Origin of the sequence: Dendronalium phyllosphericum CENA369 (assembly GCF_016056275.1) — a bacterium.
GTDB classification, from domain to species: Bacteria; Cyanobacteriota; Cyanobacteriia; order Cyanobacteriales; family Nostocaceae; genus Dendronalium; species Dendronalium phyllosphericum.
This window is the reverse complement of the sequence record NZ_JAECZA010000250.1, coordinates 1-12268: the sequence shown is the minus strand read 5'-3', so window position 1 is coordinate 12268 and position 12268 is coordinate 1. Positions and strand designations below refer to the sequence as shown.

Here is a 12268-nt window from a genome sequence, read left to right as displayed (position 1 = left end):
TCATTTGACAGTGCGGTTCAATCACCCTTGAAAATTCCACTTTTGGGTTAGCAAAAATTCATAAGCTCTCTTGAGTACTGTTCCACTACTGAAGATTTCCGACAGTGCTTTGCCAAATCCAAGACTGAGAGCATAGCCTATCGACATTGCACGCTCATTTAATCGGCGATCGCCTAACTCACAGGTCGCAAAATTTTTCTCCCACCAGTCCAGCATTGTTCGTCACCTTTAGCACCGGATTTCAATTACTGTACTGTATATGCTGTGGTGTTTCCCAACTCCTTTGTGAGTCTGCTTTTCGAGACTTAACGGGAAAAGTCAGATAGCGGCTAGATTTAGTTTGACGATTTTTTATGTATGAATTTATATTTCTACATTCAAAAACTACAAAAGCATGAATTTAAAAGAGCGTGTTCACTGGTTGCAAAGAGAAAATAATCCTCATCGAAAAACTGCGATCACTTTCTCTTATTTAGGTAAGTTGAAACCAACCAATGGGCAAGAAATACAAGAATGCCAAAACTATTTACAAAGTTTATTATTTCAATCAATTTTAGAAAATCCTGTTTCCAAATATCCTTTAATTATTGGATTAACTGAATCTGGGATTATTCCATCTGCTTTGATGTATCAAAATGCTAAAGAGCAAGGAATTAATGCACAATGGTTATGTTCAACTCGCAGGTCTGCTGCCGGAATTTGTTTTAGTGAAACCCATTCACATAGTCCCAATCATGTATTACCTTTGCCAAAGGAGCAGCCAACAGAATTATGGTTTGTAGAAGATGAAATTACAACTGGTAGAACAATTTTAAAATTAGCTTTACATTTATGTTCGCTGTTCAATATTAAGTACATTAGGTTTTTTGCGCTAGCTGATACTCGCTCCAATATGCAAATTGAGTATTTTACAAATATTTTGGCTAATGATAATATTCATTGCCATACCTATAGTTTAGTCAAAAAAGAATATTCAGATAATATTGAAAATCAAAATTCATTAATACAGAAAACAAAAAATAATATTCAAGTTACTACTATAAAAGATAGTGATTGGCTTTTTGCTAAATTCAGACCATCTGTAAAAGCACAATTTGAGATATTAACAAACTTATCAACAAATTTGTTTGGTATTGTCTTTGTTATTGGAGAGGCAATTGATATTGGTATCAGGTTAGTGCAACTTAATCCTTTACTATCGTTTCAACATATTACTTTAAGTCCTTGGGTGGTTGACAAAACTAACATTTTAAGTAGATTACAAATCTGCCAAAAATATTATTTTTACAACTATAAAGAGCTAAAGCTACCAGTTTATATTTTAAGCGATCCAATTGATCGGGAAATAGAATTAGCAGCTAAATACATCTTTGCTCAAGAAGGTATTCAAGTTAATTCTTTGGAATTAAATTCATTATTAACAGCCTTCTGAAATGCATTTACCAACAAGCTTAGTCCGAACAAATCTGTGGAATCAGCCAGTATATGCCCAGTTTCTTCAAGAAATTGACCCTTTTGCAGATAAAGAGTACTTCCGCTCTTTAAACATGGCTTATGATGGCAAAAATACATTTTGGTCGCTTCCTTCACCTGAACCTAATCTAGATAACGAATTTTGGCAATTGGCGATCTCAGAGCTAGCAGATGAAAGAATTCAGCAGGCTGCTTCTCGTTTAGCTGCTTCTATTGCCACATGGGAAGCTGACCCTAGCAAGCTAGTCTTTGTTGCTATTTTGCGAGCAGGAGTTCCAATTGCAGACTGGCTTTGTCGTTTGTTACCTGGTTCTGTTGCTGTTTCTTTGTCTTTGTTTAGCGGTATAGGTATTGATAAAGTTGCTCTCCAGCAAGTGCGATCGCAGTATCCACAAAGAAAAATTATCTTTGTTGACGGCTGGACGGGACGAGGTGGCGTTGCCAGAGAGTTGTCAAAACAGGAATTACAGCCATTTGCAGTTCTAGTAGATCCTTGGGGATGGGCAGATTTTTCTGGTACTCAAGATGATTTATTATGTCCAACTGCCTGTTTCACTGGAGTAGCAACGCTTGGTTTCTCTAGAACTTTCTACGTCAATGAAGAAAATCTATTTGCTGCTTACCTGTTTCCTCAACAATACTGTCGCGATCAATTAGTAAAAACTTGGCAAAAGCATTGTCCAGGAATAATATCAAAGCCTAATACTCATCAACAACAATTTTTCAAATCTACTGCTATGAGAATTCATAGCAATGAAGTATGCCGAGCATTAATTAATGCTAATCCTGAAGTAATTTATTTTGTCGATGACATAAATTATGTTAAGGCGAACTATCAATTATTACTAGCACTTGCCGAAATTAGGCAAGTAAAAGTTAATTATAATTGTCAAGATTTATCCGAGTATAAAACTCGTGTTGCTTGCTCCTTAAGGAAATCGGCTAATGGATAATAAACAACAAGTATTAGTAGTAGATTTAGATGGGACTTTGCTGCATCCAGAACCAGAAGCGATCGCAGTGCCAGGGAGAGTAAGTTATAGATATCTAAGTCAAAAATCCGCTAACTTGTTAGCCGATATTAGTAAACTTATACCAATAGTTATTGCGACTGCCCGTAATGCCCAAAACGTTAAACAACTAGTTCAACAAATTCCAGATGTTTGCTTTTGGGGATTTGTTACTGAAAACGGGTTAGTAGCAAAATTTCATCTAGACGAAACACCTAGAACTACAAGTAATTGGAATGCAGTTACCAACTTACTACCAAACTGGTCACAACTTACAGGTTATGAAAATTGTTTAGGGTTAATTGCGCCAAAATATTTTGAGAATAGTGATAGCTTTTTGAGAAAAATATTATTTGAAAATGACATAACTGGATATGTATATTTGGATGGACACAAAATTTTTATTTATCCTTCCATGCCTAGTAAATTAAAAGGTATTCAATTTTTGAAATTTTTTCCATTAATTACTTTAGGGAATGATTTAAATGATTTAAATATACTAAATGCTAGTCATTATACAGCTACTTTAAGTACTGCTCATGAGGAAGTGAAAGAGGTTGTTAATCGCAAAGGTGGTTATTGCTCATCTTTAAATTCTCATGCTGCTACAGAAGAACTATTGTTATGGACTTATGAACTAGTAACTTCTATTTTGAAATATTCAAATTTACAACCAGTGTAAATTATCATTTGTGAACTAAAACAGGAACCATATTATGACTTTCTTTACTTGGGTAAAAGACCAGCAAAAACACCTACAAGATTCTATTTCAAAGTTTAAAAACAAAGACTTTATGGATGCTGTCGTAGCTGGATATGCTTTGGTAGCTGCGGCCGATGGAAATATTGATTCTGCCGAAAAACAAAAGATGGCTGGGTTTATTAGTCGAAGTGAAGAACTTCGGGTTTTCGATATGAATCATGTAATTGATAGATTCAATCATTTTGTTAGTGGTTTCGAGTTTGACTCGATTATTGGTAAAAGAGAAGCACTAAAAGCTATCGGTAAGCTCAAGAATAATCCTGAAGCTTCCAGATTAGTGATTAGAGTATGTTGTGCTATTGGTTCTGCTAATAATAATTTTGATGAATATGAGAAGCAAGTTTTTCGAGAAATTTCTCATCACTTAAATTTGACTCCAGCAGAGTTTCACTTATAAATAAATTTCGTATATTTTTTACAATTGAGTACATCTTCATTTAACTATATCTGAAGAAGTACTCAATTATTTTTTGCTAAAGTATAATTTTGTATTTTAGCGATTAATCATTAAATTTTTACTGTTTTGTATACATAAATTAATGCTTTTAAAATATTTTTAATTCAAATTATTTCAGTACTTTTACTGCTTCAGATTAGTATAAAGTTTTTCTATAATCACATTTAAAGTTACTAGCTAAAAAGGTTGCTAATAATTAGAGTTAGCAAATCGCAAATTTAATTAAAATTGCTAGTAATTCAATTATTTAAAATCTCAAGTCTTTATTTATTACTGGTTCTGAGTAAATCAAGAACAGTGGCTTGAGTGCGTCTATCCTCGGTTTTAATTTCAAGGAGAGTGAATAGTGACAATCACATTGGCAAAAGGTCAACGTGTATCTCTTGAGAAAGTTGCACCAGGTCTTTCTCAAGTTTTTGTTGGTCTTGGATGGGATGTTAAATCTACTGATACTGGCACTGATTTTGATTTGGATGCCTCAATTTTTCTCCTAAATGCTCATGACAAGTTAGTTTCTGAATCTCATTTAGTTTTTTACAACAATCCTACAAGTCCTGATACTAATAAGTCAGTACAACATTTAGGAGATAACCTCACGGGTAAAGGTGAAGGAGATGATGAGACAATCAAAATTTCTCTGAATCAAGTACCTAGTGATATTGAAAAAATTGCTATAGCTGTAACTATTCACGAAGCAGAAAAACGCAATCAAAATTTTGGCCAAGTACAAAATGCATTTGTACGTCTTGTGAATGAGCAGACAAAGGAAGAAGCTGTCCGCTATGAACTTACAGAAGACTACTCCATTGAGACAGCGTTAATCATGGCTGAACTTTATCGTAAAGACGGTGAGTGGCGTTTAAACGCAGTTGGCTCTGGCTATCAAGGTGGTTTACAGGCACTTCTCGATCGCTACAACTAGAGTCATTCTCTAGAAAGCTAAAACAATTTCAGTATAGGCAGAAGTCAGCATTCTAATTCTGTTTATTTTGGCTTCTGTTCTTACATGATTAGTAACTTATGTATATGGTTGAATTTAAGGAGACTAAGAAGTAATGGCAATTACATTAACAAAAGGACAGCGCGTATCTCTTGAAAAAGTTGCACCAGGACTTACTGAGGTATTTGTTGGTCTTGGATGGGATGTCAAAGCAGTGGACACTGGCTATGACTTTGACCTAGACGCATCTGCTTTTATGCTGAATAGTAACGACAAGCTAATATCTAACAACCACTTTATTTTCTACAACAATCTTACCAGCCCCGATCAAAGTAAGTCAGTTCAACATACAGGAGATAATCTTACAGGTGTAGGTGATGGTGATGATGAAGTCATCAAGATTAATCTGCAAAAAGTTCCTACTGATGTTCAGAAAATTGTCATCACTGTAACTATTCATGAAGCCGCACAAAGAAGTCAAAACTTTGGTCAGGTTCAAAATGCTTTTGTTCGTGTAGTCAATGCTCAGACTAGCCAGGAAGTAGTCAGATACGACCTGGTTGAGGATTACTCGATTGAAACTGCATTAATTATGGCTGAAATCTATCGTAAGGATGGCGAGTGGCGTTTAAATGCCGTTGGTTCCGGCTATCAAGGTGGATTAAAAGCTTTATTAGATCGTTATAGCTAGGAGATTTACGATGGCTATTAGTTTACAAAAAGGACAGAGGATTTCCCTGTCTAAGGAAGCTCCTAATCTAACCAAGTTGATGTGTGGGTTAGGTTGGGATGTAGCAAAACGTTCAGGTGGTGGATTTTTTAGCAATTTTGGTGGTGGTGGTCATCAGTATGACCTAGATGCGTCTGTAATCTGCCTAGATGCAAACGGCAAGTTAACAGCTAAAGAGAATATTATCTACTTTGGTAATCTTCAACATACATCTGGAGCAATCACTCATACTGGAGACAATTTAACTGGTGCAGGTGATGGTGATGACGAGGTAATAATTGTTGATTTACCTCGCATACCAACCCAGATTGTTAAATTGGTTTTCGTTGTCAATATTTACGAATGCATTGCTCGTAAACAAGACTTTAGCCAAATTGAAAATGCCTTTGTACGCCTCGTTAATGCAGCTAATAACAAAGAATTGGCTCGATATAACCTCTCAGGTAGAGAGTATGGAGGCATGACAGGAATGATATTAGCTGAAGTGTACCGACATAATAATGAGTGGAAAATGGCGGCTGTCGGCAATGGCACTAATGTCAATGGTTTAGGGGAACTGATCAAGTCTTACTGTTGAATATCTAGGATTATGCAATCATGGCTATTACTCTGAAAAAGAGTGGCGATTCTCACAAGATAGACCTAAGTAAGGCAGGTCAATCTAAGCAGTTAACGGTTCATGTCAACCTCAACTGGAACCAACAATCTAATCAAAATGTTGGGTTCTTTGGTAAATTGCTTGGTGCTGATAGTCCCCCTGACTTAGACCTGGGATGTATGTATGAGACGGTTGATGGTGCTAAAGGTGTCATTCAAGCTCTGGGAGGTAACTTTGGTGCTAAAAATTCTTCTCCCTACATATTTCTTGATAAAGATGACCGTACTGGAGCGGCTTCAGACGGTGAAAATATGTTCATTTACAGGCCTGATACTATCAAACGAGTGATGTTTTTTGCCCTAATTTATCGGGGAGCGTCTGATTTTAGGTCTGTGGGTGGGCGAATGTTTTTCAAGATTAGTAATGGTGAAGAGATTTATTTAGAACTAAATAACCCAGGCGTAAATAAACCTTTCTGTGCTGCGGCTATAGTTAGCAATTTCGGCTCTCAAGTAACAATTTTGAAGGAAGAAAAATACTTTAGCGGCCATCAAGAGGCAGACAAAAATTACCATTTTGGCTTTAATTGGGTAGCTGGCTCTAAGTAAAATGTCGCTTTACGATCGCCTAAATTTAACTAAGCCAAATCGTAAACTACAACTTCCCATTTGGGAACGAATTAACCTTGATAGACCTCCTAAGCCTCGCTGTCAAGGTTGTCGTTCTCGGATTCAAACGACTTGGCGAATTTGTCCCCATTGTGGATGGTTAATAGCTGGAAAGAATAGTGAAGTTCGCCATTGCGTATGGGTTGATATTTCGGGAATGTTTGTTGGCACTGGAGACAATAGCACCATGCTAGAAGTGATGGGAGATTCTCTGGCTAAAGTCTTCAGTGCTTTTAGAAGTATTAATGTATTTTTGACTTCAGAACCACCAGATGAAAGAGAGTGGGGGCAAAATTTTACCCAGATTTATGTGTTAATCGAGCAAGAACCAGTTGACTATCTAGGAATAGCTAGTTTTAGTTATGGGAAAGTTACGAATGTTGCGGCTGTGCGTATAGACCAAATACTTCGTGCTTCTGAGCAGGCTAGTCTAAATTTAGCCCAACTATCTAATTTGATTGCTAACACTATTGCCCATGAAATCGGTCATACCTTGGGATTAGATCATTCTGAATTACCTACGGATGTGATGCACGATGGACTCGACCACCGAATTCATAGCTTGATGCCTCCTTCATTTCATGCCGAACAGATCATCTTAATGAATAATGCCATTCGCAAATATAAATCTTTGCTAACTTGATTCTTGATATAAATCTGCGTTCTCTTTGGGATTTATAGCATTTACCGATAGTTGCAATACATCTTAGTAGAGCCAAAAAGCTCAGAACTAGGATTGAAATGGCATGACTGAATATTTTGTATTGATGTGCAATCTAGCTCGGATATAGCTTTTGACAATTTAATGGATGCAATATGCTTACTAATGAGAATAATAAGCTCAATAACGTTAAATTACCATATCAAGGATTAACTTCCGAAGAAATTAAAGCCAATCGTCAAAAATATGGTGCTAATGTTCTGACACCACCAGAACGAGATCCATTGTGGAAATTATTTCTGGAAAAATTTGAAGACCCCGTAATTCGGATTTTGATGATTGCAGCAGTGATCGCAATTACTGTTGGGATTTTAGAGGGTGAATATGCTGAAGGTTTAGGGATTGTAGTTGCTATCTTATTAGCAACTACTCTGGCATTTATCAATGAATACAAAGCCAATCAAGAATTTGATATCCTCAATCAGGTTTATGATGAAGTTGCGATCAAAGTCATTCGTGATGGCAACTTTACCACTATCCCCCGCAAAGAGTTAGTTGTGGGAGATATTACTTACCTAGAACAAGGTGAAGAAGTCCCGGCTGATGGAGAAGTTTTAGAAGAAGTTGCCCTAGAGATTGACCAATCAAAAATTACTGGTGAGGCAGAACCGGTTAAAAAACTGACTCAAATTGACGCAAAGAATCAAGGTATTGAAGAAGGAACCTATCCTGCCTACAATATTTATCGCAGTACGATAGTTGAGCAAGGACACGGTTATTTTCAAGTAACTGCCGTTGGAGATAACACAGAAATTGGTAAATTAGCAATAGCAGTTGCGACTGTTGAAAGCGAACAAGATACACCACTCAACCATCAACTAGAAAAACTCAGTAAAGTGATTGGTGTGGTTGGTCTTGGCTTTGCTGGTCTTACTTTTGTATCTTTGCTAGTACGCGGCTTTGCTACAGGGGAGTTAAGCTTATCTTCCCAACAGTGGTATGTTGTTGGACTATTAATTACTGGTGTATTAGTAGCATTGAACCGAGTATGGCTACCTGTAGTTTTCGATGGACTAGAATTAGCTGGTAGTAAAGTTCAAGCACCAGAATGGTTGGAAAATAATGGTCTTGTTGATTGGCTAAAAACTATTGGTATCGGACTAGCCATTTTTACTATTGGACTTGCTTTGGGATATCCTCTAGGCTTAATTCCTGGTTCTGTAAATAGCTGGGTACCTAGTAATGTTGCCAAGGCATTGCTACATTATTTCATGGTAGCTGTGACAATTATTGTGGTAGCTGTGCCGGAAGGCTTGGCGATGAGCGTTACTCTCAGCCTTGCTTATAGTATGCGAAAAATGGCTGCTGCCAATAATTTAGTGCGTCGGATGCACGCTTGCGAAACTATTGGTGCGGCTACAGTGATTTGTTCTGATAAGACTGGTACTCTTACCCAAAATCAAATGCGGGTGCATGAAGTCAATTTTCCTAGTTGGGATACTCAACTAGCACCTGCACTCAAAGATGTACAAGCATTAATAGCAGAAGCGATCGCTACCAATAGTACTGCTGATTTAGAGAAAAAACCTTTGCAGGCTCCTCGTGCGATTGGTAATGCTACCGAGGGAGCTTTACTTTTATGGCTAGATAGTCAAGAAATTGATTACATAGCCTACCGGAGTAACTTTCAGATTAAATCCCGCATTCCTTTTTCTGGTCAGAAAAAATACATGGGTACAATTGGTAATTCCTCTGTGACTGGAGAGGATGTGCTTTATGTAAAAGGAGCGCCAGAAGTAATTTTAGAGCGTTGTTCGCAGATTCTGACAGCGCAAGGTCTACAACCACTTCAGAATCAAACGGCGATCGCTCATGCAATTAAAGATTACCAAAAACGCGGGATGCGAGCGTTAGGCTTCGCTTACAGTAAAGTCTCAGAGTATTCCAGTGAAACGAACTTGGATGATCTGGCTCAAGAGATGATCTGGCTGGGGTTTACAGCAATTTTAGACCCTTTGCGTCAAGAAGTGCCTGATGCTATCCAAGGCTGTTTAAATGCAGGAATCAAAGTCAAAGTTGTTACAGGGGATAACTCGGAAACAGCTAAAGAGATTGGTCGGCAAATAGGACTTTGGGAAGAAGATGATGACTTTAATAGTGGTTATCTGCATCTTACAGGTCAACAGTTTGCTCAACTAAGTGACCAAGAAGCCAGTCGAGCAGTGCAGGAATTAAAAATACTTTCTAGAGCGCGTCCTCTAGATAAGCTACGGCTAGTAAAACTATTACAGGAAAATAATCAGGTAGTAGGTGTGACTGGTGATGGCACAAACGATGCTGCTGCTCTCAAGCAAGCTCAAGTAGGTTTAGCAATGGGTAGTGGCACAGCGATCGCTAAAGAAGCTAGTGACATTATTCTTCTTGATGATTCTTTTGGCAGTATTGTAAATGCAGTTGTTTGGGGGCGATCGCTTTATCAGAACATCCAAAAATTTATTCTGTTTCAGTTAACAATTAACGTTGTAGCCTTGGGAATTGCTTTAACCGGCCCATTCATTGGAGTAGCACTGCCTCTAACAGTTACCCAAATGCTTTGGGTAAACTTGATTATGGATACTTTTGCTGCTTTGGCTTTAGCAACAGAACCACCCCATCGGAGCGTTATGCAGCGTCCTCCTCGTAATCCAGAAGCGTTTATTGTCACTAAACCGATGGCACAGAATATTTTCACTACTGGATTCGCATTTTTGATGTTCCTAATAGTTTTCTTACAATATATCCGTAAGGATGGGAATATCAGCACTTATGAGCTTTCTGTGTTCTTCGCTGTGTTTGTGATGTTACAGTTTTGGAATTTATTTAATGCTCGATGCTTGGGATTAAAACAGTCTGCTTTTAAAGGTTTGTCTAATAACAAAGGATTCGTGGCGATCGCTATCACTATTTTTGTGGGGCAAATATTGATTATTCAGTTTGGTGGTAGCGTTTTTAGAACGGTACCTTTATCTTTTACAGACTGGATAAGCGTAATTGCTGGAACGTCTATAGTTCTTTGGATTGGTGAACTTTGGCGTTTAACGATGCGATCGAAGTTGAAAAAATCGGCACTGGTTAGTTAATTCACTCAACGCACTGGATGGTAAAGCCCTGAATCAGGGTTATACCTCCAACCCAGCCCTCTGGGTTCGCCTTCCCTACTTCAGTTAATAATCTCCTCCAGCTTTTTTACATTAACTTGGATGCGATCGCTCATTTCTACTAGTTGGCATAAAGCCGGATATCTCAACTCAATGCTCTTTTCAAATAGATAGCTTCATACAAAAGTCGCTCAAAATAATTTATATAAAATGGAAACTGAATTAATCAAAGGTGCTAGATTTAATCTTTCTAAAGAAGCTCCCAATTTAAAGAATGTGACTATTGGTTTAGGCTGGCAGGTAAGTCAGAATGGACAACCGTATGATATAGATGCTTCTGTATTTATGTTAGGTCTAGATAACAAAGTTCCTGATGAAAAATATTTTGTATTTTATAACAAACTGCAATCTCCTGATGCTTCTATAAAACACAGTGGAGATAATAGAACAGGAGGAGGCAATGGAGATAATGAGACAATTTATGTTGATTTATCAAAAGTCAACCCAGCTATTCAGGAAATAGTTTTTGTTGTTACTATTCACGAAGGTCTGGAAAAGAATCAAAGTTCTAGCCAAATTAAAAATGCCTTTATTAAAATTTATAATCAAGAAACAGGAAAGTCCTTGGTTCGCTATAACTTGAGAGAAAATTTTTCTCAAGAGACAGCTTTAGAATTTGGGAGATTATATAAAAAAGATGGAGAATGGAGGTTTCGAGCAGTAGGAGAAGGTTATAAATCGGGATTACAAAGTTTTGTAGATAAATATATCGTTGAGCTTAAACAAGAAGAAAAGAGAGAAGAACTCAAAGTACAAGCTCCTGAGATTCCTGTAAGAACTTCTGCTAAAGATACTAAACCACAAAATATTGATATTACAAAAAAAGCAGATATCAGCCTTTTAAAAAGGAAAGTAGATATTGTTCTAACAAAGAAAGGTATTGCTAATGTTGTAGCCAGAGTTGCGTTAGTTTTAGATATTTCTGGTTCTATGATAAATCAATATACTTCAGGTGCGGTACAGGCATTTCTTGAAAGAATAGTACCAGTGGCTAGTAGACTAGACGATGATGGTAAATTAGATGTCTGGTTTTTTGGATCAACATTCAAAAGAACAAGAATAGTGACAGAAAGCAATGTTGATGACTATATACAAAAAGAATGTGGCGAAACCAAGAGAGCTTTACTTGTTTTTAAGATGCCCTCTCTGATGCGGGAATTAGGGTGTGGTAACAATGAATCTCTTGTAATCCGAGATGTAATCAAGAAATATACTCAAGAAGAAGCTAGTAAGTTACCTACGTTGATTGTGTTTCTTAGTGATGGCGGAGTTACTGATGAGCAAGGAATTAAAAAAGCTATAGTTGATGCAGCAAAATATCCCATCTTTTGGCAATTTGTGGGTTTGGCTGGCTCTAACTATGGAATTTTAGAAAAATTAGACAATAGACCTCTTGCAAAAGTCACTTAGGTAAATTCGGTTTGGGGAAGATGAAGCTCGTAATTGTAGAGAGCAGCAATCAGATTAAACCTCAAACTAAATCTTTTTCGACGATTTCTATAAGTGAGGGACAAAATTTTAAATATCTTCAGCTTCCGATTTACATGCTCACCTAAAACTCTGATTTTAGCTAATTCTTGATTGCTCTTTTTATCCTCACAAGTTAACTTACCTCCTCTAGGTTTTTTCTGAGGAATCTGACTATTGCTATGTAGTTTTTGAATACCTTGATAACCTTTATCTCCCAAGCATTTTATGTCTTTTCTCAACCTAACTTTACTATTTTTAAATATACGAAAATCATGCTCTCTACCCTTACCATGAGCGGTAC

At 37.1% G+C, this 12268-nt stretch carries 13 protein-coding genes; 11 read left to right on the top strand and 2 right to left on the bottom strand.

Annotated features, from left to right (window positions below):
* Positions 1-21: 21 nt before the first annotated feature.
* Complete coding sequence (locus tag I8752_RS29450) at positions 22-216, bottom strand: IS4/Tn5 family transposase DNA-binding protein (RefSeq protein ID WP_214434632.1); 195 nt, start codon at positions 214-216, stop codon at positions 22-24.
* A gap of 178 nt (positions 217-394) precedes the next feature.
* Here I8752_RS29450 and I8752_RS29445 point away from each other — a divergent pair, with 178 nt between their 5' ends.
* The 11 genes from I8752_RS29445 (at position 395) to I8752_RS29395 (ending at position 11907) form a co-directional block, all read left to right on the top strand.
* On the top strand, positions 395-1432 hold the full coding sequence (locus I8752_RS29445; RefSeq protein WP_214435757.1) for a phosphoribosyltransferase domain-containing protein: 1038 nt from the start codon (positions 395-397) through the stop codon (positions 1430-1432).
* Between the two features lies 1 nt (position 1433).
* Positions 1434-2426 (top strand): cysteine protease StiP domain-containing protein, encoded by a 993-nt coding sequence (locus I8752_RS29440; RefSeq protein ID WP_214435756.1) that lies wholly within the window; start codon positions 1434-1436, stop codon positions 2424-2426.
* On the top strand, positions 2419-3165 hold the full coding sequence (locus tag I8752_RS29435) for an HAD hydrolase family protein (RefSeq protein ID WP_214435755.1): 747 nt from the start codon (positions 2419-2421) through the stop codon (positions 3163-3165). Before I8752_RS29440 ends, I8752_RS29435 begins: the two co-directional genes overlap by 8 nt.
* Before the next feature lie 34 nt (positions 3166-3199).
* A complete protein-coding gene (locus I8752_RS29430) occupies positions 3200-3643 on the top strand; it encodes a tellurite resistance TerB family protein (RefSeq protein WP_214435754.1) in 444 nt (147 codons plus the stop codon).
* A 406-nt stretch (positions 3644-4049) separates the two neighbouring features.
* Positions 4050-4625: a TerD family protein gene (locus tag I8752_RS29425; protein ID WP_214435753.1), complete on the top strand. Its 576-nt coding sequence runs from the start codon at positions 4050-4052 to the stop codon at positions 4623-4625.
* A 133-nt stretch (positions 4626-4758) separates the two neighbouring features.
* Positions 4759-5334, top strand: a complete 576-nt coding sequence (locus I8752_RS29420) for a TerD family protein (RefSeq protein WP_214435752.1) — start codon at positions 4759-4761, stop codon at positions 5332-5334.
* Positions 5335-5344: 10 nt separating this feature from the next.
* Entirely contained in the window at positions 5345-5950 is a 606-nt protein-coding gene (locus tag I8752_RS29415) for a TerD family protein (RefSeq protein WP_214435751.1), read from the top strand.
* Positions 5951-5970: 20 nt separating this feature from the next.
* Positions 5971-6579 (top strand): tellurium resistance protein TerA, encoded by a 609-nt coding sequence (locus I8752_RS29410; protein WP_214435750.1) that lies wholly within the window; start codon positions 5971-5973, stop codon positions 6577-6579.
* A 1-nt stretch (position 6580) separates the two neighbouring features.
* The gene (locus I8752_RS29405) at positions 6581-7282 is read left to right on the top strand and encodes a matrixin family metalloprotease (protein WP_214435749.1); all 702 of its coding nucleotides are present in this window, start codon (positions 6581-6583) and stop codon (positions 7280-7282) included.
* Between the two features lie 173 nt (positions 7283-7455).
* Positions 7456-10419 (top strand): calcium-translocating P-type ATPase, PMCA-type, encoded by a 2964-nt coding sequence (locus I8752_RS29400; RefSeq protein ID WP_214435748.1) that lies wholly within the window; start codon positions 7456-7458, stop codon positions 10417-10419.
* A gap of 228 nt (positions 10420-10647) precedes the next feature.
* Complete coding sequence (locus I8752_RS29395; protein WP_214435747.1) at positions 10648-11907, top strand: TerD family protein; 1260 nt, start codon at positions 10648-10650, stop codon at positions 11905-11907.
* Here the strand turns inward: I8752_RS29395 and I8752_RS29390 are convergent.
* Positions 11904-12268 (bottom strand): transposase family protein (locus tag I8752_RS29390; protein WP_214435746.1); only part of this gene is annotated, 365 nt, incomplete at its 5' end. The genes I8752_RS29395 and I8752_RS29390 overlap by 4 nt on opposite strands.

Coding starts and splice junctions, on each gene's coding strand:
- I8752_RS29450 (WP_214434632.1), bottom strand. CDS start 216: ATGCTGGACTGGTGGGAGAAAAATTTTGCGACCTGTGAGTTAGGCGAT.
- I8752_RS29445 (WP_214435757.1), top strand. CDS start 395: ATGAATTTAAAAGAGCGTGTTCACTGGTTGCAAAGAGAAAATAATCCT.
- I8752_RS29440 (WP_214435756.1), top strand. CDS start 1,434: ATGCATTTACCAACAAGCTTAGTCCGAACAAATCTGTGGAATCAGCCA.
- I8752_RS29435 (WP_214435755.1), top strand. CDS start 2,419: ATGGATAATAAACAACAAGTATTAGTAGTAGATTTAGATGGGACTTTG.
- I8752_RS29430 (WP_214435754.1), top strand. CDS start 3,200: ATGACTTTCTTTACTTGGGTAAAAGACCAGCAAAAACACCTACAAGAT.
- I8752_RS29420 (WP_214435752.1), top strand. CDS start 4,759: ATGGCAATTACATTAACAAAAGGACAGCGCGTATCTCTTGAAAAAGTT.
- I8752_RS29415 (WP_214435751.1), top strand. CDS start 5,345: ATGGCTATTAGTTTACAAAAAGGACAGAGGATTTCCCTGTCTAAGGAA.
- I8752_RS29410 (WP_214435750.1), top strand. CDS start 5,971: ATGGCTATTACTCTGAAAAAGAGTGGCGATTCTCACAAGATAGACCTA.
- I8752_RS29405 (WP_214435749.1), top strand. CDS start 6,581: ATGTCGCTTTACGATCGCCTAAATTTAACTAAGCCAAATCGTAAACTA.
- I8752_RS29400 (WP_214435748.1), top strand. CDS start 7,456: ATGCTTACTAATGAGAATAATAAGCTCAATAACGTTAAATTACCATAT.
- I8752_RS29395 (WP_214435747.1), top strand. CDS start 10,648: ATGGAAACTGAATTAATCAAAGGTGCTAGATTTAATCTTTCTAAAGAA.